General features: G+C 58.7%; 17 protein-coding genes. 9 read left to right on the top strand and 8 right to left on the bottom strand.

Annotated features, from left to right (window positions below; genetic code table 11):
- Positions 1-53: 53 nt before the first annotated feature.
- From CRI94_RS03155 to glgX, 3 genes are all read left to right on the top strand, one after another.
- On the top strand, positions 54-431 hold the full coding sequence (locus CRI94_RS03155; RefSeq protein WP_098074189.1) for a hypothetical protein: 378 nt from the start codon (positions 54-56) through the stop codon (positions 429-431).
- A 93-nt stretch (positions 432-524) separates the two neighbouring features.
- Positions 525-2,903 (top strand): TIM-barrel domain-containing protein, encoded by a 2,379-nt coding sequence (locus CRI94_RS03150; RefSeq protein ID WP_098074188.1) that lies wholly within the window; start codon positions 525-527, stop codon positions 2,901-2,903.
- 259 nt (positions 2,904-3,162) lie between these two features.
- A complete protein-coding gene (gene glgX / locus CRI94_RS03145; RefSeq protein ID WP_098074187.1) occupies positions 3,163-5,367 on the top strand; it encodes a glycogen debranching protein GlgX in 2,205 nt (734 codons plus the stop codon).
- A 61-nt stretch (positions 5,368-5,428) separates the two neighbouring features.
- On the opposite strand, the gene CRI94_RS03140 is transcribed toward glgX, so the two are convergent.
- Positions 5,429-6,661: a damage-control phosphatase ARMT1 family protein gene (locus CRI94_RS03140; protein ID WP_179862130.1), complete on the bottom strand. Its 1,233-nt coding sequence runs from the start codon at positions 6,659-6,661 to the stop codon at positions 5,429-5,431.
- 941 nt (positions 6,662-7,602) lie between these two features.
- On the opposite strand from CRI94_RS03140, the gene CRI94_RS03135 reads away from it, so the two are divergent.
- The 4 genes from CRI94_RS03135 to CRI94_RS03120 all read left to right on the top strand — a co-directional run bounded on the left by CRI94_RS03135 (position 7,603) and on the right by CRI94_RS03120 (position 10,944).
- Complete coding sequence (locus CRI94_RS03135) at positions 7,603-7,947, top strand: hypothetical protein (RefSeq protein WP_098074185.1); 345 nt, start codon at positions 7,603-7,605, stop codon at positions 7,945-7,947.
- An 813-nt stretch (positions 7,948-8,760) separates the two neighbouring features.
- Positions 8,761-9,585, top strand: a complete 825-nt coding sequence (locus CRI94_RS03130) for a GntR family transcriptional regulator (protein ID WP_098074184.1) — start codon at positions 8,761-8,763, stop codon at positions 9,583-9,585.
- A 37-nt stretch (positions 9,586-9,622) separates the two neighbouring features.
- Positions 9,623-10,150 carry a rhodanese-like domain-containing protein gene (locus CRI94_RS03125; protein WP_098074183.1) on the top strand — a complete coding sequence of 176 codons (528 nt, stop codon included), beginning with the start codon at positions 9,623-9,625 and terminating at the stop codon, positions 10,148-10,150.
- 56 nt (positions 10,151-10,206) lie between these two features.
- Complete coding sequence (locus CRI94_RS03120; protein WP_098074182.1) at positions 10,207-10,944, top strand: ZIP family metal transporter; 738 nt, start codon at positions 10,207-10,209, stop codon at positions 10,942-10,944.
- A gap of 54 nt (positions 10,945-10,998) precedes the next feature.
- On the opposite strand, the gene CRI94_RS03115 is transcribed toward CRI94_RS03120, so the two are convergent.
- The 7 genes from CRI94_RS03115 to CRI94_RS03085 form a co-directional block, all read right to left on the bottom strand.
- The gene (locus CRI94_RS03115; RefSeq protein WP_098074181.1) at positions 10,999-12,063 is read right to left on the bottom strand and encodes a porin; all 1,065 of its coding nucleotides are present in this window, start codon (positions 12,061-12,063) and stop codon (positions 10,999-11,001) included.
- A 202-nt stretch (positions 12,064-12,265) separates the two neighbouring features.
- Positions 12,266-13,993, bottom strand: coding sequence for a SulP family inorganic anion transporter (locus CRI94_RS03110; protein ID WP_098074180.1), 1,728 nt, complete (start codon positions 13,991-13,993; stop codon positions 12,266-12,268).
- Positions 13,994-14,039: 46 nt separating this feature from the next.
- Positions 14,040-14,807 carry a sulfite exporter TauE/SafE family protein gene (locus CRI94_RS03105; RefSeq protein WP_098074179.1) on the bottom strand — a complete coding sequence of 256 codons (768 nt, stop codon included), beginning with the start codon at positions 14,805-14,807 and terminating at the stop codon, positions 14,040-14,042.
- A gap of 236 nt (positions 14,808-15,043) precedes the next feature.
- Complete coding sequence (locus CRI94_RS03100; RefSeq protein WP_098074178.1) at positions 15,044-16,495, bottom strand: MBL fold metallo-hydrolase; 1,452 nt, start codon at positions 16,493-16,495, stop codon at positions 15,044-15,046.
- A 362-nt stretch (positions 16,496-16,857) separates the two neighbouring features.
- Entirely contained in the window at positions 16,858-17,325 is a 468-nt protein-coding gene (locus CRI94_RS03095; RefSeq protein WP_179862129.1) for a DUF6691 family protein, read from the bottom strand.
- Between the two features lie 49 nt (positions 17,326-17,374).
- Complete coding sequence (locus CRI94_RS03090) at positions 17,375-17,932, bottom strand: YeeE/YedE family protein (RefSeq protein ID WP_098074176.1); 558 nt, start codon at positions 17,930-17,932, stop codon at positions 17,375-17,377.
- Positions 17,933-18,159: 227 nt separating this feature from the next.
- Positions 18,160-18,387 carry a hypothetical protein gene (locus CRI94_RS03085; protein ID WP_143815277.1) on the bottom strand — a complete coding sequence of 76 codons (228 nt, stop codon included), beginning with the start codon at positions 18,385-18,387 and terminating at the stop codon, positions 18,160-18,162.
- A gap of 407 nt (positions 18,388-18,794) precedes the next feature.
- On the opposite strand from CRI94_RS03085, the gene CRI94_RS03080 reads away from it, so the two are divergent.
- Positions 18,795-19,373, top strand: a complete 579-nt coding sequence (locus CRI94_RS03080) for a hotdog family protein (RefSeq protein WP_098074174.1) — start codon at positions 18,795-18,797, stop codon at positions 19,371-19,373.
- Positions 19,374-19,690: 317 nt separating this feature from the next.
- The gene (locus CRI94_RS03075) at positions 19,691-20,638 is read left to right on the top strand and encodes a calcium/sodium antiporter (protein ID WP_098074173.1); all 948 of its coding nucleotides are present in this window, start codon (positions 19,691-19,693) and stop codon (positions 20,636-20,638) included.
- The last annotated feature ends 38 nt before the right edge of the window (positions 20,639-20,676 follow it).

Here is a 20,676-nt window from a genome sequence, read left to right as displayed (position 1 = left end):
CCAAATGTTAATAAACGCAATCCGAAACGGGCCGTCCGATGGGTTCATCTTCCATGTCCAATCGCAGTGTATCTGATCATGCCAACGGAGAACCGAAGGCGGAGGAAAAGAGATATACGGGGGAGGCATTTGGGTCGGGGAAACTGCGTTTATGGCTTCAGTACGCCGGTATTGTCCTCGTAGCGACGGCCTACATCGCTGGGGTGATCGGCTGGACATATGTCTCGCTGAATGTCGAGAATGATGCCTCGGCGGCGCCGCTGTCCCGGGATATCTGGGTTTCAAATCTAGACGGCTCGCAGTCGTCATTCTCTGCTCAATTGCGACCGATTGAAGCTGATAGAGACGACGGATTCGAGGTGCGGAGAGTGTTGGCACCGGGCTTGCAAAATACATCAACACATTCCCCCAAACGCATAGAGGTTCTGTGATCTGCCGTCCTATGCTTGCAGGATCTGATCGGTGATCGTGAGATTATCCGCCGGGGGAATGACTCTTCCCCTTTCCTGTGCCTGTTGCCTTGGATGATGCTTCGCGCCTTCATTCGGTCTGGTATTTCTGCTGCAGCCGTTCTCGCTCTGGCGATGCTGCCGGTTACTGCACAACCAGTCTCTATCGACCCGGAGCCATTTCGCATCAACCTGAAGCTCGATGACAATACGCGGTCTGTTATCGGAGCCCCGCCGCGGGCAAACAAGTCTGCCTCATTTGGCCTCTACTTCAGTGGAGTCTGGGAACGCGTCGTAAGCGCGGACGCTGTAGATGGCAAGCCCGGTGTCTATGCTGCGCTGACGGAGCGGGGCACGCCTCTGCGCATCAGCGTGGAGACGGGCCAGACGGTGAGCAAGGTTACGATTGAAGGACCGCCCGACATCGAGCGAATCGGATACGGTTTCGTCCCGTCGGACGACGAGCGGTTTTACAGCCATGCTACAGGATCCGCGAGGCTCGACCGACGAGGTACGGCGCTCGACAGCCGTCGGGATTCGAGTGTGGTCCCGTTTGCGCTCAGTAGTCGAGGCTACGGTGTCTATCTCCCAACCGAAGGAGACTTCCGCCTCGACTTCGGCACATCGACCGACCTGTTCACCTTCTGGGCGGAGGGCGCGACGGTGACATTCCACTTTTACACCGCGCCCGAGCCGGCAGAAATCATTGCTCGATTTACGGAGTCCACCGGACGGATGGGGCTGCCGCCGACGGCTCAGTACGGCGTCTGGAAGCATCGCCACAACCTCGACGCTCTGGACAAAATTGAGCGTGACACTCGGCTTCTCCGCGCGTATGACGTCGCTTCGTCTGCGTATGTTGTCGATGAAGCATGGGCGACGTCTTCCGCTCAGCTCACGTCGACGCGGGACACAGGTGCCTCGACGGCTATGGCCGTAGCGGAGCTCCGTGATGCGGGTTTCAACGTGATGGCCGATGTGTGGCCGCTCGTTCGATCCGGGACGTCCGCGTTCGAAGAAGCGGCCGCCCGCCAACTCCTGGTGGCGGATAGCACCGGGGCACCCCTGATGATGCCATCGCCGTCTCGACCACAGCGTGACGACTCGTCTACCATCGATCGCGACTCGGCCCGTGTTGCTCTCGTCGACTTCACGCATCCCGAGTCCGAGTCCTGGTGGACGAATCACGTCGCCCAACTTGCCCGCGCAGACGTGAATGGTGTGATTCTCAACGAGGTGGCATTGCCGGACAGCGGACTGTATCACGGCGGAGAAGCCGAGTCGAGCCTCTGGCGAACGTGGCGCCAACGCTATGTCCATGGTACGAGAAAAGCATTTAAGGACGCCGGAATGAAGCATCCTGTCATCGCCGGTCGTGCCGTTGATGCCGGCGCATCCAGAGCGTTGAGCTTAGTGCAGTCGAAGGGATGGACAGCAGATTTTGACTCGACGACCGGACTACCGGCTGCTGTGATCAGTGCTCAGAGCGCTGGCTTTGCTGGCGTTCCCCTGTGGACCGCCACGCCGACGACGGATTCGACGACGGTCCATCGATCCGCGCTCGCCCGATGGATTCAATTTCAGGCGTTCACGCCGTCCATGCATCTCGACGCTTCGTATGGCGTCGAGTCCTGGTTGGCCGACCCCGAAATGGCGTCGATCATTCGCCGCTACTCGCGACTGCATTCGTCCCTGAGCACATATCTCTGGCATCAGTACAAGACGGCGAAAGAAACGGGCACTCCCGTCATGCGACCGCTGATGCTGGAAGTCCCGCGTTCAGCGAACCGTACGGATCGGGAAGATCAGTATTTTCTGGGGCCCGATGTACTTGTGGCACCGATTACGGATAGTACGACGGCGCGACGCGTTTATCTCCCCCCGGGAGAGTGGATGCACCTGTGGAGCCAGGACGTGTATCCCGGCGACATGGAGTTGGACGTGAAAGCACCACTCGATGAGATTCCGGTGTTCGTTCGCCGGGACCGAGATGCCCTGTCAAGCCTGCTTCGTCCGCTGTACAAGCGTCAACGGAAGGGGCTGGCATCTTACCTTGAGCGTCTCTCCCTTACGGAACCTGCGCCGCCGTTGTCTGCCGATGTGATCCAGTCACAGGCACCGGATTCGGTGGACAGCACCGGGGAGGCGGAGCCGGACACAACCAGCACAACGTCAAGCAGCACTTCCGTGTCCGCCCCGCTGGACAGTCAAGCTTCGGTTACAGACTCGGTAACGGCAGGATCACTCCCGGATGTTTTGAAAAATGCGCCGACGGCCACAGCAAAAGCCGAAGTCCTTCGCAGTTTCCTCGTGGATCTTGAGGAGGCCCGACTGGACATCATTTATCGCAAACGGCAAGGATTGATTGCACCCGTAGCAGCAGAAACACTGGTTGAACGCATCGTCGAAATTGATCGGACAACGCGTCTGATTATCAGCATCATCGAAGCATGATAGACATCCAAGTGTGCCGAATGAATAACTTTGATTCTCCCTATGCCGGCCGTTCCTGGCGGGCTACAGCGTCTACGCTCCTTCGTGGGGTGACGTGCGTTGCGTAACTGGAGAGAGGCGTAACGCACATTTCTCCCGTACATAGCGTATATTGCGGCGTCCTTCTACGTGGCGATCCTGGCTTTCGGGCCTGGGTCGTTCGGAGGGCGCCGCCGCTGTTTGTGGTCGTTGTCGCGAACGGGGAAATAGCTTACCTATCATGTCTACCGAATCGAACGATTCAGCTGAATTCGTTGCTGCCGTTGAACGTGCCCGCAAAGAGCGAGGGCACGGCTACCGGGCATTTGCGGAGGGACTTCTCGAAACCGGTAGCGTTCGCGTCGGCGTGCCACTTCCACTGGGTACCGAAATCCGAGATGGAGGCGTCAATTTCGCTCTCTTCAGCCGTCATGCTACGCAGGTCTGGCTGGAGATTTATGAGAAGCCCTTGCATGGAGAGCCGTCACAGGTCATCGGGCTCGATCCAACGGCCAACCGGACCGGTGATATCTGGCACGTCTGGGTCGAGGGGCTGGCTCCGGGAACGTTGTACGGGTATCGCGTGGACGGGCCTCAGGCCCCCGGGCGTGGACACCGGTTCAACCCGCACAAGCTTCTCATCGACCCATATGCGCGGGCGATCGCTGGCACGGAAAACTGGGACTTTCAGAAGGCGCGCGGATTCCACCGATCCGACGAAGGCGGGGGATGGGACGCAGACGAGCACGATAACGCCGCCGAAACCCCGAAGTGCGTCATCACAGGAGAGCACTTTGACTGGCAAGGTGATACGCTACTTCGTCACCCGTGGTCGGACACGATCATCTATGAGATCCACGTGCGTGGTTTTACGCAACACGCGTCGAGTGGGGTCGCCAATCCGGGCACCTATCGCGGTATCATTGAAAAGATTCCATATCTGCAGTCGCTCGGCGTTACAGCGGTCGAGTTCCTTCCAGTACAGGCGTTCAACCCCCGGGAGTTGACTCGGGCGAATCCGGTGACCGGAGAGCCGCTCACCAATTACTGGGGATACAATCCAGCTGCGTTTATGGCGCCGGAAGGCCGCTACTCCAGTGCGGGTACGAGCGGCGAGCAGGTGCTGGAGTTTAAGCAGATGGTTCATGCCCTGCACGCTGCCGGTATCGAGGTGATTCTGGATGTCGTGTTTAATCATACCGGGGAAGGGAATCACCTCGGTCCGACGTTCTCGTGGCGTGGGCTGGAAAACTCGATTTACTATCTGCTTGAGGAGGACCGACAATGGTACCGTGACTTTACGGGGACCGGCAACACGGTCAAAGCCGATCATCCCGTCGTGCGTGATCTCATCCTTGATTCGCTACGATACTGGGTCATGGAGATGCATGTGGATGGCTTCCGATTTGACCTCGCCTCCGTTCTCGGCCGGGACCAGGATGGAAGCCTCCTCGCGGATCCCCCGCTGACGGAGCGCATCGCCGAGGACCCCATTTTGCGCGATGTGAAGATCATCGCGGAAGCCTGGGATGCGGCTGGGGCGTACCAGGTCGGCTCGTTCTCGCGCGACCGGTGGGCGGAGTGGAACGGGCCGTATCGCGATACCGTGCGGCGCTTTTGGCGAGGTGACGCAGGCCTTGTGAGCGATCTTGCAAGTCGATTGGGCGGTAGTGCCGACCTGTATGCATCGTCCGGCCGAGGTCCCCATTCGAGCGTCAACTACATCGCCAGCCACGACGGATTTACGCTGAACGACCTCGTGAGCTACAACCACAAGCACAACGAGGCGAATGGCGAGAACAATCGGGATGGCACGGATGCCAACTACAGCAATAATTACGGTGTAGAAGGCCCCTCCGACGACCCTCTGATCGAGCGTACGAGGAATCGGCAGGTTCGCAACATGCTTCTCACGCTGCTACTCTCGCGAGGGGTACCAATGCTTCTTGGGGGAGATGAATTTCGCCGGACGCAGCGCGGAAACAACAACGCATATTGCCAGGATAACGAGACTAGCTGGTTCGATTGGCAACGGCGCGAGGCGTACGACGATCTCGTCCAGTTCACGCGGAAAGCGATTCGTCTTCGCAAGCAACTGCCCATGCTTCGCGCCGGACGATCCTACAGCTCTCAAGACGTCGAGTGGTTTGATGCTCGCGGGCGGACGGTAAATTGGCACGATCCAAACGCCCGGACGCTTGGAATGCATATCCGCGATCCCCAAGGTCCGGATCTCGTCGCCGTATTTCACGCCGGGCCCGAATCGGCGAATGTGTTGCTGCCCCACCCACCGACGGGTGCATGCTGGCACCGAGTAGCGGATACGGCCCGGCCCAGCCCCTCCGACCTGTACGCGATCGGGGATGCGCCTCGCCTGGAAGAGGTAAGTCGCTACCCCATGGCCGGACGAAGTACACTCGTTCTCGTGTCCCAACCCGAGACGTAGGCGTCGCACGGCCGTACGCGGTGATCCCCTCTGCGTGGATTTCGTCTTGCAGTTTGAACACTCACGCCGAGGATGAACCGCCGCGCGATGACAGCTGGACAAATCCCCATTCGCCGCTCGTCGCCCAGTTTTGGCCGGAAAGGGCGGCGCGATTCATATCGTTCTGAGATAAACCGACGGCGACTTCTGCCTTCATGGTTCGAAGCGCCAGGGTTGGGGCTGGAAGATAGCTTGTCGCGACCTCGGTCGGGGTCGTGTACGGCCAGTGTCGATCGCCGAGCATACGGCGATAATTTGCGTCTCCCTTCAGAATTGTCAGATCGTGCTCTCGCATCATCTCACTGATACGGGCGGGCATCTCCCAGAGTGGAAGAGGAGAGGTCCAGTAGAAGTCGTCCTCAACCGCGATGCGTCCCGCGTCTACGTGCTCTTGAAGGCGTCCACCGAGCTTTTGCGCGTGGCGATTGATCGAGTCGCGCAGAAACGTGATCGTGGCGCCTACATCTGCGTGAACCGCGTCCGAAACGAACGTTGGGTGCGACTTCACATGGATTCTCACCTGTGAAGCGATGCCGCCCGTGAGCAGGCCGTCGATGAGGCAGAGATCTCCCACGAGTTCGAGCCCTGCGTTATCCGCAACGAACAGGAGACGGGCATCTGGAGCGTGGTTCCGGAGAAGGCGTGCCGTGCGATCTCGATCGTCAACGAAGAGGTGGTCGTCGGATTGATCCAGAGGGCCTCGATCATCGTCGTCGGCCGCCCATAGGCTGAGGTCCGCACGGTTTCCCCAGAGGCTTTGAGCAAGGAGGGCACCCATCGCTTCTTGAGTCAGAGGCCGCTCCCGTAGAGCGTCTTCCACGACTCGCGCAAATCGTCGAATAGACGCCCTGTTCGTTCGCAGGCCGGCCGATTTTTGATAGCTAAACGGGTCGACATGGTGGAGCGGCTTCGTAAGGTAACCGGTTGCCGCTACGATCCGGCGATAAAAGTACGTTTCCGCAAAGAACCATGGTACCTCGAGCCAGTTTTCGCCGTCTAGGTTGTCGATGTGCGCTGCCCACGCGTCGAGATCCGGGGCGCCCTTCTCGTCGATTGGATGGAGCGGAGTGCCGGGAATCTCGGCGTGCAAGCGCATCAGCGATTCTTCCACACCCGGAGGAAACGTATTGTCATGCAGGACCCGCCGCAGAATCTCGGGGAGACGCTTTACGATGCTGAAGTGGGCAAAGGAGGAGTTGTCAATTCCACGGAGCGGGGCGGGAGGCGCAATAGAGGAGCGACCGTCAGCGGACACAGGCAAGGGAAAGCGAAGAGGGTTTTGAATAGTCTGGCTTCGGCGGGAAAGAACGACCCGCGAGATCCGCGCGTGATCCATGTGCAATGCGAAGTCTGCACACACGTAACGTCCTCATGGAGTGCTGAACGACAGACTGCGCGCTGCGTGTCTCGTTTGCGGAAAACGAGAACGCCCTTCGTGATACCGCATCATCGCACAGAACGATTGTGGGCAGAAGGGAGACCGTCCCCGATCTTCGGCACTGCCATTCGCTTTGTGGGGACGAAGGAAATCAATACATTCGAATGGGGGGCGTGTGCGTTCGTTCGAGAGAGCAGCCATTGATGCACGGCGAACGGACAACTGGACACGTTGGACCTGTGATTCGTCTCATGATCTGCGGGCGTAATCGATATCGACGGAGGGATGCTGAGTCGCCCGTGATGGCTTAGGCCACGGAACGTAGCGTACGTACCGCCATCGTCACGCTCCATGGTTTGTCGCGAAGAAAGCGTGTATCGTTTTTGAGACGATCGGTCCGTGCATTGTGCAACCGCGAGCCAGCCATGCGAGAACGGATGACGGCGCGGAGCGAACGATGCATCCGGTTTAACCTGGGGGCATTTTCATGTGGCTGCGGAGGAGAGGTCGCAGCGCCCCGACGGTCTGATTGACGACATGCACCGGAGACCGACGCCCGTGTGGGGGATTCCCCGCATACATGATTAGCCATTTCATTGCGATGGCTTGATGATTGCCTGAAGCACAACACACACGGCTTCCGTAGCATAAGCAACAGCAACATGGCCTGGGGCTGTCGAGGCGCCAGGGATTGCAATGATCAACATGACCCTTCTGGAACCGCTTCCACTTCATATATGGACTAATGTCACGTACCGGTAATTTTGCCGTAGCCTGAAGCAGTCGATTGACCTTTTCTCATCAAATCCCCTCGACGAATGAGCGCTTCCACGACGCCCTCAGGAACATCGTTGCCGTTCTCGCTCTCTCGGTCCTCCGGCTCCTCGCAGTCGGTGGATTCATGGCGAGAAGACGACGTTCGACGCGCATTGCGTCATCACGCGCGAGCACTGCGTGCACTCCGAGGGAGTGCCTACGAGACGCTTTCGGACGCGACGCGCAGCCGCTTAATTGAGAAGCTGGAAAATGATTGGGCTGAGTTGAAAAGCCGACTTCGATCGATGCGAAACTCAACCAACGGATCTGAACAGAGTCTGGACGGGAGGCCGGGTGGGGAGGATCGCGATTCATGGGTGAACCGAATTTCTTCGACGGTGACCTGAGCGGATTCCGCAAGATAGATCTATCGTACATCTCGAATGCCGTCTCCAACCGACGGTCGTTCAATCGTAAGCCGAGACGCCATCGTGGGCACACGCCTTTGATGGTACGTCTCGGCTTTCTCTATGGCGATATATAGTTGGGCTCAATGTTCATTCTCGACGGCTAGCTACCGGACCGTTTTGATATCAAACCGGAATGTCTCCATATGTCATCGAAAAACGGATCTCATGCGTCTCGGAAATGAGGCGTTATACCAAATCCAAATGACAATGTCGGGGTCACGAGCGTCTGTGTAAGCGTTTCGCAGGCGTGAGAACCTGTTTGGCGGACAGCCTTCGGCGATCCAACGGTACGGACCTCCCGCCGGTCGGTCCTCGCTCCGTTCGCAATACAAGGCTTGGTTGATCTCGCGATCCATCCGCCAAACAGGTTGTGAAGGTGGCAGAAAACGTTGATTCCTGCGTCTCTTTCCTTTTTTCGATCGAGTCGGCCCCACATCCGAGGCACGGCATCCGGAGACGATCATTTGGATTCAGCATGATCGTCGACCATGACGCACCCTCACACTCTCATACCCACATCCTCCCGTACATTTCGGAGCAGCTGCGCCGGGGAGTGCTGAAATGACCCACGCTCGAGTGAACGTGTCAGGTACGGCATCTCGACGGATGAGCTTCTGGACGAAGAATGTTCTGAGCGTGTGGAACCTTCCAGTAGTTTCGACCTGTTATTACGTGTATCGCCACCAAAGTCGGGTGCCTCCGGCTGGTCGTCTCTTAGACCGTTTTCTTTCTGCCCAAACGGGTCCCCCCATGGAACTTGAATCCGGACGTCCTCGCCATGAACAAATCAGCGATTACCTTCGCGAGCAAATCGAAACCGGGGTGTACGAGGTCGACGAGAAGTTACCCTCCGAAAAGCAACTGGGCACCACCTTCGATGTCAGCCGCGTGACGGTTCGTCGAGCCCTGCAGACGCTGGAGCACGAGGGATATATCTACCGGAGGCAGGGGCTCGGATCCTTCGTCGAAGAACGTCACGAGACGCAGGGGCTCGTTCGCCTGACAGATTTTGCGCAGGACATGGCGCAGGCGGGGCTGGAGGCGTCGTCTCGCGTCACGCACTTCGAGCCGGAGAAGGTGCCAGGGTATGTTGCATCACGGCTAGACCAGGATCTGGACGCACGACTGGTTCGACTCGACCGCCTTCGTCTCGGCGACGGAGCGCCCATCGCATTCGACCGTACGTGGATGCCGGCGTTTTACGCGTCGCTTCTCGATGGACATGACCTCGAGCATGAAACCATCTACGGGATCCTGGAGCAGGACTACGACATCCCAATCACGCGGGGGCATTATCGCATTACCGCTGCCAACGCACCGGACGATGTCGCGTCTCACCTCGACGTGTCTCCCGGAACCGCGGTTCTCGTTATTGAGCGCACCTCCTGCTCTCGAGGCGGCAAGTATGTGTACTTTCAGCGCCGTTACTATCGCAGCGACCGCGTAGCCTACGAACTGGAGCTTGAGCGTGCCGAGGACGATACCGCCCACGCCGGCATGCCGCTGCGGGACTTCGAACCTGTTTTTGACGCCAGCGTCCAGGACGATCCATCCGATGAATCATCCAGTAACTGACTCTTCCCGTCGTTACGGATCACAAACGGTGGCTCACATGCGCGCTTGGCTTCTGTCCGTTCTGTCCCTGACGCTTCTCTACACCGGCTGCAGTGAAGAGACGAAGTGGAGCGCTGTCGACCGGCTGATCGAGACTCGATTTAGCGACGTGTCCGAGATTACGACCGACTCTCTCGCTGAGCGCCTCGCTGCCTCCGACTCTATCGTGCTCCTTGATGCCCGAACACTAGAAGAGTACGAAGTCAGTCATATCCCCGGAGCCCGCCGCATCGATCCGTCGACGACCGATTTTTCTGAGTTTGATTCGATGGGCCGTGATGCTCCCATCGTCGTGTACTGCTCCGTTGGCTACCGATCCGCGCGCGTGGCTGACCGCCTTCAAGATGCTGGATTTCGGAATGTCAGCAACGTGCGTGGCTCGATCTTTCGGTGGGTGAATGAAGGGAGGCGTGTGGTACGCGGCGATTCAACGGTGCGAGAGGTTCATCCGTACGACGATACGTGGGGAGACCTTCTAAATCCGTCGCTGCACGCGTACGAGCCGGGGGCGTCCATCAAAAAGTAGCCGTCGCCTTCTGTTTCGTACCCCGATCTCACCCTCATCGCATCATTTTAACCTCTATGGATGCGACCGTCTGGACGGTCCTGCTTTATGCTTCGATCACGGCCGTAGCGACGGGGCTCGGTGCCTTGCCGCTATATTTTCTTCGAGATGTCCCGACTCGCTGGGTAGGGCTCGGGAACGCCGCTGCCGCGGGTTTAATGTTGGCCGCGAGCTTCAATTTGATTTTCGAAGGTGTGAGTTATGGTATGCCACGCACGATGCTCGGTGTGGTAACCGGATTGATTGGGATCGTTGTTAGCCGCCGGTTTTTTCCGGAAAAAGAGACTTCGCATGTTGGCGAGCTCGCGGGTGCTGGAGCCCTGAAGGCGATTCTTATCGTCGGCATCATGACAGTCCATTCCTTTGCGGAAGGGATCGGAGTAGGGGTCTCTTTTGGCCAAACGTCTGAATTCGGTGCGTTCATCAGTCTCGCGATTGCCGTTCACAACATCCCGGAGGGCGTAGCGATTTCGCTCGTCTTGGTACCCCGCGGCGAACCGATCTGGCGAGCGGGCCTGTGGAGTATCTTCTCGAGTCTCCCTCAGCCGCTGATGGCTGTCCCGGCCTTTCTCTTTGTCGCATGGTTTCGCCCGGTGCTTCCTGTGGGGCTTGGGATTGCGGCCGGAGCGATGATCTGGATGGTCTTCTCGGAGCTCGTGCCCGAGGCACTCGAAGAGGCCAGTCCGAATTATATCGCCGTCACCGTCACGCTTGCTATTGCCGCGATGATGGCATTCCAGGTGTTCATCGGGTAAGCAGTCCGCGTATCGTCCGGTTTTCATGGCAAACACGGATGCAGATCCGCACGGCTAATTTAGCGCAAACTGAAATCTCAGTGTAGCGCGCGGTCCATCATCGGGGCTGGGAGATTTGTCGTACGGTACGCCTCCCGTGAGTTGGAATCGTACGGCAGCAGCCGGCCGGTAATTGAGGCCCGCTTCGATCCATTCCTGGTCAGATTCTCCAGCGATATCTGCATAGAATCGCTGATAGCGTGCGACGATCTGTAGCGAGGAAGAAAAGAGTGGGGCTCCCGCAACGACGTAGCCACCCGTTGCCCTTCGGTCGAGGCCACCATCCGGCGACACGTTTGCTGCGAGGCCTTCGATGGCGAAGAGCCAGAGTCCGCTCGTGATCGACGCATCGGCACCGAAGACAGCACGTGTGCCGGAGAAGGAGGAGCTCAATGCTCCAAGATTCACGTCACTGTCAATGCTGTAAGCTGCATTCGCCCCAAGAGAGAAGGTGGCGCGGGCCACGTCCTGCTTCAGCTTTAGGCGACCGACGTAAAGAAAATTGTTGTCGTCATTGCTCCGCGGGGTACGGCCCGTCCCGTTGAATATGCCGGCACGGAGAGACACGCGTTCGGAGGCATCGCGAGCCTGCAACTCGAAGCCGACCTGCCTGCGAGGTGCAATCGCATCGACAGCGACCGGACGCTCAACCAGGGGGATGCCGGAGCGAGACCATAGATGAGACCGAGAGAATGGAGACTTGAAAAGCCCAGCGGTTAGACGGATTTGCTTGATGGGCGTGTACCGGACACGAACGTCGTACAGCGGCGTTGTTTTTGTAAAATCCGTTTGCAAGAACGCCTCGACGCCGTGGCTTTTTGCCGCCATCCGTAACCGCGCGGCCCGGATGTCGAAGCCCGATGGGTTGTCGGTGTCCTGTGCTGTGGCGTCCACCTGATACAGAGCTCCAAGCCGAATCGTCGCTCCCTCTACAGCAAAGACGGGCCCTCGCGGCACGGCCGCGGAGGAATCCGGCTCCTTCGCGTCGGACTGTGCCTGGCTTATGATGGGTGAGAGCAGAACGAGAAGACCGATCAAGAGACAGCGGCGGAGCACGGATGCGGGCAGTAGCATCAGCATACGAACGATGTTCTGCAGGAAATGGGTGGTAACACTCCCTTAATCTGCAGATCGCCGCTCCGCTTGTCTACTCGTTCGTCCGATCTTTACTGAGTTAACCGTCAGCCCCGTTTCACCGAGTGCTAGCTGTCATCGCATACGAGGCGGATGACACATCCAACACTCGGGGCAAACGGTGTTTGACGCGACTGCATGGTTAACGTTAGGCCTCTGCCGGTTCACGGGACGACGTGTTGAGTTCACCGAACGAGGTCGATGATTTCTCCTCCGCAGCCTCGACGGCCTGGTGGACTTCGTGGAAGAAGTATTCGTGTCCGATGGTATTGGCAAGTCCCGCTCGTTTCAGTACGTCCATGACGGGCCCTTTCACGCCGGAGAAATAAACGTCTACGTCTTGCCGTCGGAGCATTCCCACGACTTCACCCAACGTGTGGACGCCGGTCGAGTCCAGCGTGTTGACGGGATACATGTCGATCACGAGTGCTTCTAGCGCCTCATCCTCCACACCGATTTTCGCCACGAGATCTTTGAACGCGTTCACATTCGCGAAGTAGAGTCCGGCATCCATACGGACGATCACGACGGAGGAGTCTGTGAGTGCGTTCGGGTTCCGCTTCAGGTTGCGATAGGTCTCCGTGCCGGGAAGGCGTCCCATCATCGCTGTATGCGGCTTCGAGCTCTGGTAGATCACGACAATCAGAGAGACGATGACGCCCGCGAGGATTCCCGCCTCGATCCCCAGGGACAGCGTGGCAAAGAATGTCAGAATCATGAGCGCGAAGTCCTTTCGGTCCACGCGCCAGAGAAATGCGGCTTCTTCCCAGTCAATGAGCCCAAAGACGGCGACCATCACGATCGCCGCAAGCACCGCTTTGGGGAGGTAGTAAAATAGTGGCGTCAGAAACAGGAGCGTGAGTGCGATAATGGCCGCGCTGACAATGGCGGCGAGATTCGTCTTCGCGCCCGCCTGGTCGTTGACGGCGGTTCGCGAAAAGCCTCCCGTCGTGGGGTACGCGCTGAAGAACGCACCGGCTATGTTCGCGAGCCCGAGCCCGACCAGTTCGCGGTTTGCGTCGACCTCGTATCGGTGGCGTGATGCGTAGACTTTCGCGACCGCGATCGACTCCATGAAGCCGACAAGTCCGATGGCAAGGGCGGACGGGATCAGGGATTCGGCCGCTGCGAAGTCGAGGGGCGGGAGGGATGGGGACGGCAGACCGCTTGGGACCGACGCCACGATGTTTACTCCGGCATCGGCGAGGCCGAACGCCCAGACTGCCCCGGTCGAGAGAGCAACGGCCGCCAGGGCACCCGGAATCATCGGTAGCCATCGTCGGAGTGCGACAAGCAGAAGGATGCTTCCGACGCCAATCACGAGCGTGATCACGTGCACGTCGCCGATCTGTTGGCCGGCCGCAATCAAAATCTCGTGGATGTAGTGCGATCGCTCGATATCGACGCCGAGCAGGTGCTTCAGCTGGCTGAGTCCGATGATCAGCGCAGCCGCGGAGGTAAACCCGCTGAGGACGGGGTGCGAAAGAAAGTTGACGAGAAACCCGAAGCGCGTAATCCCGAGCCCAAATTGAAGGACGCCGACCATCAGGGAGAGGAGGAGGGCGAATCCGATGTATGCATTCACGTCTCCATTCGCGAGCGGGCCCACGGCGGCAGCAACGAGCAGCGACACCATCGCGACCGGGCCGACCGCAAGCTGGCGAGACGTGCCGAACAGCGCGTAGACGACGAGCGGGACAAGCGATGCGTACAGGCCGTAGATCGGAGGCATCCCCGCGATCAAGGCGTAGGCCATTCCCTGCGGAATCAGCATGACGCCAACAGTGAGGCCCGCCGAGAGATCGCCACGTAGCGCGTCACGGCTGTACGAGCTGAGCTGGTCAGCGATGGGGAAGAGGGAGGCGAGGCGAGGCATAGCAGGGATTGGCTGGTGAATAAATCCGCTCGAGCCCCTTCAGGTCTCAGCCGAACAGCTTGGCTGCATTCTGCCAGAGGATGACGACCCCGATCAGGACGAGGAAGATTGCGAAACCACGCTTGAGTCGAGCCTGCGGCACGTATGAGCCGATCTTCCCTCCGATGAAGCTTCCGACGATGCCGATCGCACCGAAGATCAGGACAAGGTCCCAATGTATCGAGAAGCCGGCCTCATGCATGACATCAATGTACTTTACGAATCCGCTGATGCTTTTCAGCGCGATGATCATGAGACTGGTGCCGATGGCGAGATGCATAGGCAGACCGCCTAGCAGCACAAGGGCAGGGACGATGAGAAACCCACCGCCGACACCGACAAGTCCGGTCAAGACGCCGACCACGAGGCCGTCGAGCATAATCTTCCAGTAGAGCCGGGGAGAACTATCGTCACGCGACCCGACGCCCGGGCGCCGAAACATCATCACCGCGGCCAGAAGCATGACGAGTGCGAAAATGGCAAGCTGAACGGAACCGGGAATGAATTTGGAGAGGTACGCGCCGCCGTATGCGCCCACCATGCCGGGCACACCGAATAGGCCAACGTTACGCCAGCTCACCTTTTTCCGGTAGGCAAACGGAATCGCACCGACGAGGCTAATCAGCGTGACGATCCCCAACGATTCGGCAATAGCAAGCTTGTCGGGGACACCGACGAGGTAAACAAGCACCGGGACGGTGAGAATGGATCCGCCGGAGCCGAGGAGTCCCAGTACGAGACCGACGAGAAGAGCGCCGAACCAGGCTGCGTACACGATCGGGTGATGGTCTTAGAGCGTAGAAAAATGGGTTGCGACTGTGGGCGGGCTCCGAAGCGACAGGTCTCAGAGCCACCGAGGCATCGAAGAGACCTGTCGCCCCGGAGCCGAGCCCCGGGGCGAGGGCGACAGACCCGATGTGGATCTCGCCACCCCCAGTCCGCTCACGTCTGATGGCGCGGTTGGAACCACAACGGGTCCCACACCAGACCAAGCGGAAGATCTACCGGACGTTAGGCCGTGACAGCCTGCTTCCGGGCATTGTAGTCTGCGAACACGTCGTTCACGTACTTAACGTTGCGCCCGGCAGACTGCAGGAACGCACTTGCTGCAGCCGCTCGCGCGCCGCTGGCACAGTGCACGAGGAACGTCTTGTCTTCCGGAAGGTCCGTCACGTACTCCGGCATCCGCGTGTATGACGCATTCAGCGCACCGTCCACGTGGGCGGAGTCGAATTCTGAACGATAGCGCACGTCCAGAACCGCCACGTCGTCCTGCTTGCGGAGTTCGTCGACCGCGTCGAAGTCGATCTCATCGATCGTAGCGACCGGCCCGTCTTCGTCGAAGTAGCGCTCCAGTGTTTCCGTGCTGGCAAAGTTAACGACGTTGTCGTAGCCAATGCGGACGAGGTCTCGAACGGCCTCCTCTACGTCTTCCTCGTCCACGATCAGCGTGATCGGCTGGGTTTCGTCTTCCACCAACGAGCCGACGACCGTGTTGAACGTTTTGTTCATCGGCGCATAGAGCGCTCCCGGGATGTGACGCTTCATGAAGGCCGAGCGATCGAGGCGCGTGTCGATGATGAGTGCGTCGTCATCTTCGGCGACCTCCTTGAGCTCGCGCGCCGTAATGTGCTTCGGCGACGGAAGCTTGCCGAGAACCGGTGCGCCCATCTTGTTGTCGCGCTTCATCCGGGCGAAGTAAATCTGCGGCTCCGGCTGGCCTTCGAGAATCGCGTCGACGAACGTGTCCTTATCTCGCTTCGCGGCATCGATCATCGGGTTGAACTGCTTCTCATATCCGATGGTCGACTGTGGCACGGCCCCGAGGGCTTTACCGCAGGCCGAGCCGGCACCGTGCGCGGGCCAGACTTGAAGAAAGTCCGGCAGCTCCATGAAGCGTTGCACGGAGTCGTACAGGGTTCGAGCCGACGGGTCCATCGCGCCCTCAACTTTCGCAGCGGACTCGAGCAGGTCCGGACGCCCGAGATCACCAACGAAGACGAAGTCTCCGGTGACGATTCCCATGGATTGCGTTGCGCCCCCACCTTTGTCCGTTACCAGGAAGGACATGTGCTCCGGCGTGTGGCCGGGCGTGTGGACGGCCTGGATTTCGATATTGCCGATGGTAATGACGTCACCGTCGTACAGAAGCTCGTAGTCATACGAGCCGCCGGCTTCGCGGTCTTGCTTGACCCACTCGTACTTCCAGTTTTCGTCACCCTCATCCGAGAGATACAGCTTTGTATTGAGCCGCTCCGCGAATTCGCGTGCTCCGGACAGGAAGTCGGCGTGGATGTGCGTTTCCGTGACAGCAACAATCTCAACACCTTCCTCTTCCGCGAGGTCGAGGTACTGATCGATGTCTCGCTCCGGGTCGATGATGATGGCTTCTCCCGTCTGCTGACACCCGATCAGGTAGGCGTACTGGGCGAGTTTCTCGTCGAAAATCTGGCGGAATAGCATGATAGGATTTCGTTTGGTTGTGGAAAACGCGAGCAGTGGAAAGGGGCGAGAGCCGTAAGGTCGTTCACAAGATGAAACTTAATTCGTCGACCACCGAGTCTGAACCGGCGATATACGATGCAGTTTTCTCATCTCGCCTCGTCAATGGTTGCGCAGACACCGGGCGGCATTGGATCCGTCCATCGCGGTAGCAGGCAGCTTCTGTTGCCTATGTCGCATCATGTTATGACAGGTCGCCATGGTACACTAAAGGATTTGTCGCTAACAATCTGCGGGGCGATCCCTGACGTGCGCGCCGGGAGAACAACGTGAGGGTTGTTCCGCCAACGCACACATCCGGATCGTTCGGATAATGCTGCGGGCTAGTGAGGCAGCTTCGGTTTCAGGTGGCCGTACGTCAGCGCACCGAGCAGAGCAGCGAACAGCCCGACGATGAGCGGAGTGATACCCGCACCGATGAGAGCGTAGATCGGTCCGGGGCAGGCGCCAAGGAGCCCCCAGCCGAGGCCGAACACGATTCCACCGAGCAACTGGTTTGTCCCCTTATTCCAGGGCTTATCGCTGATTGTGATTGTCTCGCCTCGGATCGTGCGAGCGTTTGTCCGTTTGAGGACCTGAATGCTCACGGCTGCCACGGCCACAGCGCTACCAATGATGCCGTACATGTGGAAGGACTGGAACCGAAACATTTCCTGGATCCGGAACCAGGAGACGACCTCGCTAAAGATGAGCACGATGCCAAAAACGATACCCATAGCGAAGTAGATCGCTACGTCGCCCGTTCGGAGGGACGGGGCCTGGGTCGACTGCGTCTGTGTAGAAGTAGACATGGTCGGAAAAGCAGTGGAGGTAGGGCGATGATGGGGGCGGGAGCCGCTGCTACAGAATTAGCGGGAGCAGGAAGTACGTCGTCGTCAGTCCACCAATAAAGAAGCCGATGACGGCGATGAGCGAGGGCAACTGGAGGGAAGCCAGTCCCATAATGGCATGCCCAGATGTACATCCACCGGCATACCGGGCCCCAAATCCGACGAGAAATCCGCCGATGACGATAGCAACGAACCCTGCGGGGGTCGTCAGCGAACTCCAGCTAAACAGCTCTGGCGGGACGAGTCCTGAGAAATCGACCAGTCCGAGCGCGCGCAAATCCGTCTGCGTCGCGTCTGAAATGCCCGTCGGGCCTCCGCCTCCAAGAACCTGCACGGCGATTACGCCGCCAACCAGGATTCCCGCGACGAAGACGAGATTCCATAGGCCGCTGGCGCGCCAGTCATACTGAAAATACTCGGCTTTCGTCGGGAGCGTCGCAGCACACGTATGCTTGAGGCTCGACGAAATCCCAAACGCTTTCCCGGTCAGCAGGAGTAGCGTGGGTACCATTAACCCGATGATAGGGCCAGCCACATACCACGGCCAGGCGGTCGCAAAGAGATCCATGAGTGTACCTTGGTTAGTTGATGCATCCTGTCATAACAAGATCGACTGATGCCCTATATTCTAGTATTGGAAAGAGGTTTCCTCCTCTAATCGTCTTTTCACGATAAAGGGTTTCTCCGGTCGCAAGCGCCGTTCCTCGAAGCACTCCGGAGCGTGATATCCCGGCTTCGGTTTGTTTTCGGCAGAATGGTAGCATGACCGGGCGGGTTTAGACGCGGTGATAAACGTCAGGAGATCGTGAGCCCCATGACCTCAGGTGAGAAGTACATGTCGTGACCACAGTAGGTGCACGTGATAACGACTCGGCGAATGGTGGAGTCAGACTCGGCGGTTGGAAGTTCGACCACCTGTGGCTGCACCCGCAATGTCGTTGTGCCACAGACCGGGCACTTCGGTCGTTGGGCGCGGGTGTTCAGGTGCTTGGCGATGAGGTTCTGTTGTTCGGTTGTGAGCATCTTTTTCGGGTGAAGGGCAGGAGAGGGTGAACTAGAATCGTCAATGATGAAGTATGGTTGCGCCATTCGAGCTAGCGGTCCGTGCGAACGAGCACGTCTACATCGCGACGAAATATCATGAACGTGAGCGTGATGTCGCACGTGTTCGTGTGCGTTACATTCGAAGTATCACATTTGTCAGTATGCGTGCCATATGTGCAGGCATTACAGCTCAGTGCTCCACGGAAATTGGCCTGGCACCGATTTCGATACATGGATAGTGTACACATGGATGCATGCGCGGGCGCTGTTGACGACACGGTCACATCTTTCTGCGCGCCCTCCAACGGCGGGCCGAGCAGAGACACCGGTCCAATATGGAGTCCGACGTATCATCTTCGGGTCACCCGGCATTACAACGACGAAATATGATTAAGAACGAACACTTCCGGCGCCTTGAGCACATTTACGCATCTGAACTGCCTGGCTCGGATGCGGGCCACGTATCCGTAAACTTCGGCCGAGCGCTCCTCAACGCAGACCTCGCAGATCGTCGTGAGAGCACGGTCGGTGGAAAAGACCTGCCGCATCAGAAGCTTATGAGTGATGCAGCGGCGCTTGCTGCCGGGTCCCTTGAAAAAGAGCGGACGGTTTCAGCGGAATCATTCGATATGAATGTGCATCTTCCCGAATACGCCGGCGAAGTGGTGGCCACAGCACGTGTCGTGATGGCTCAGCCGCCGAAGTTCGTCGTGCAAGCCGCTCTCCTCACACCAGAAGGCGAAGTGATTGCGGAAGCACAAGGTGTATACGAGCCGACGGATCAAAAACTGCCGCCGGACCCGAACCCGGACCTTAAGGAATCGGGCGAGGTCGCTATGCCTGGCAGAGCGAATACGCATGCCGAAACTGGTGCTCCGACGGCTGAGCGATCCACTCCGGAGCCGCAGCCCGCGACGTTTATGCCGGTCTTCCCGACACCTGTTGGGATGCTTTGCCTCAACTAGTTGGTATCCACTCCACGTAGGGGCCATCTGCGGTCGATACGAATGCCACCTGCACATTTCGGGCAGGTGGCATTTCTGTTTCGACACGAACCTAACGATATCGGCGTCGACCGGTCGGTTGGCGGATGCGTAGGGGCGGCAGGGCGTTTCCGCCCCGCGTGCTGCGGTTGATGAAGCTCCACCGATGGAGTGTGAGAAATCGAGTCGGTTTCTTACATTGGCCGTTGCTCGCGTAACAACCGATCGCGTGGCCACGTATCCCGCGACGTCACGACCAGTCAAACGTTTTTCCCTTCTCCCGGATCTGCAGATCGCCTATGCTCTTTCCGCTTTTGTCTGTCGGCGCGGGCCTCGTGTTTCTCGCCGGCGGTGCGGACGTACTTGTTCGTGGTGCAACTTCAGTTGCGCGTCGTGTCGGGATCACGCCTCTCGTGATTGGCCTGACGGTGGTCGCGATGGCGACAAGTCTACCGGAGCTGCTTGTGAGTCTGGATGCGGCGTTTCGCGGAAGTCCGGGCGTTGCCCTGGGAAACGTGGTGGGCTCAAATATCGCGAACATCGGCTTAATCCTGGGGGGCGCGGCGCTCCTCGGCCCGATCGGCGTGCAGGCTCAGATCATCCGAATCGACGGGCCGATCTTGGTCGGTTGCTCGGCTTTGATGTTGGCGATCGGCGCCGATGGTACGTTATCTCGGTTCGATGGCGCCCTCCTCGTGATCGGTCTTGTGACGTACATCGTCTACAGCATCCGAAAGTCTCGAGAGGAACCGCGGGCCGACCTTTTGCAGAAAGAGTTCGAAGGCGGACTTGCGAAGCAGCACGCACTGTGGCTTGATCTTCTTTACCTGGGAGGTGGCCTTGCTGCACTTCTGTTCGGGGCCGACCGCCTCGTCGAAGGGGCGATTGAGATCGCCGGAACGCTAGGCGTGTCTGACTCTGTCGTCGGTTTGACCGTTGTGGCGATTGGCACCAGCCTTCCAGAGCTTGCGACGTCGGTTACAGCGGCCTATCGCGGAGAGGGCGATATTGCGATCGGTAATGCCGTCGGTTCGAGCATCTTCAATCTACTCGGAATCCTCGGGCTCACGGTGCTTGTTCATCCCCTCGATACATCGGGCTTCCGGGCTCTCGACGGGCTGGTCATGGCGGGATTTGCGATCGCCCTGCTGCCACTCTTGCGAAGCGGATTTTCTCTGAGTCGACGCGAAGGGGCCGCGCTCGTGACGGTCTATGTGGTATATCTCGTTTCCGTGGCCGTCATGTAGTGCGCACGAGCATGTAGTGCGCACGAGAACGCGCGCTC

This window comes from Longibacter salinarum (assembly GCF_002554795.1).
Taxonomy (GTDB): Bacteria; Bacteroidota; Rhodothermia; order Rhodothermales; family Salinibacteraceae; genus Longibacter; species Longibacter salinarum.
This window is presented reverse-complemented; position numbering and strand designations above follow the sequence as displayed.

Bases quoted from the DNA above. Each gene is read 5' to 3' on its own strand.
- CRI94_RS03110 (WP_098074180.1), bottom strand. From the start codon at position 13,993: ATGCCTCGCCTCGCCTCCCTCTTCCCCATCGCTGACCAGCTCAGCTCG.
- CRI94_RS03080 (WP_098074174.1), top strand. From the start codon at position 18,795: ATGATTAAGAACGAACACTTCCGGCGCCTTGAGCACATTTACGCATCT.
- CRI94_RS03130 (WP_098074184.1), top strand. From the start codon at position 8,761: ATGGAACTTGAATCCGGACGTCCTCGCCATGAACAAATCAGCGATTAC.
- CRI94_RS03075 (WP_098074173.1), top strand. From the start codon at position 19,691: ATGCTCTTTCCGCTTTTGTCTGTCGGCGCGGGCCTCGTGTTTCTCGCC.
- CRI94_RS03115 (WP_098074181.1), bottom strand. From the start codon at position 12,063: ATGCTGATGCTACTGCCCGCATCCGTGCTCCGCCGCTGTCTCTTGATC.
- CRI94_RS03150 (WP_098074188.1), top strand. From the start codon at position 525: ATGATGCTTCGCGCCTTCATTCGGTCTGGTATTTCTGCTGCAGCCGTT.
- CRI94_RS03095 (WP_179862129.1), bottom strand. From the start codon at position 17,325: ATGTCTACTTCTACACAGACGCAGTCGACCCAGGCCCCGTCCCTCCGA.
- glgX (WP_098074187.1), top strand. From the start codon at position 3,163: ATGTCTACCGAATCGAACGATTCAGCTGAATTCGTTGCTGCCGTTGAA.
- CRI94_RS03155 (WP_098074189.1), top strand. From the start codon at position 54: ATGTCCAATCGCAGTGTATCTGATCATGCCAACGGAGAACCGAAGGCG.
- CRI94_RS03135 (WP_098074185.1), top strand. From the start codon at position 7,603: ATGAGCGCTTCCACGACGCCCTCAGGAACATCGTTGCCGTTCTCGCTC.
- CRI94_RS03090 (WP_098074176.1), bottom strand. From the start codon at position 17,932: ATGGATCTCTTTGCGACCGCCTGGCCGTGGTATGTGGCTGGCCCTATC.
- CRI94_RS03120 (WP_098074182.1), top strand. From the start codon at position 10,207: ATGGATGCGACCGTCTGGACGGTCCTGCTTTATGCTTCGATCACGGCC.
- CRI94_RS03100 (WP_098074178.1), bottom strand. From the start codon at position 16,495: ATGCTATTCCGCCAGATTTTCGACGAGAAACTCGCCCAGTACGCCTAC.
- CRI94_RS03125 (WP_098074183.1), top strand. From the start codon at position 9,623: ATGCGCGCTTGGCTTCTGTCCGTTCTGTCCCTGACGCTTCTCTACACC.
- CRI94_RS03085 (WP_143815277.1), bottom strand. From the start codon at position 18,387: ATGCTCACAACCGAACAACAGAACCTCATCGCCAAGCACCTGAACACC.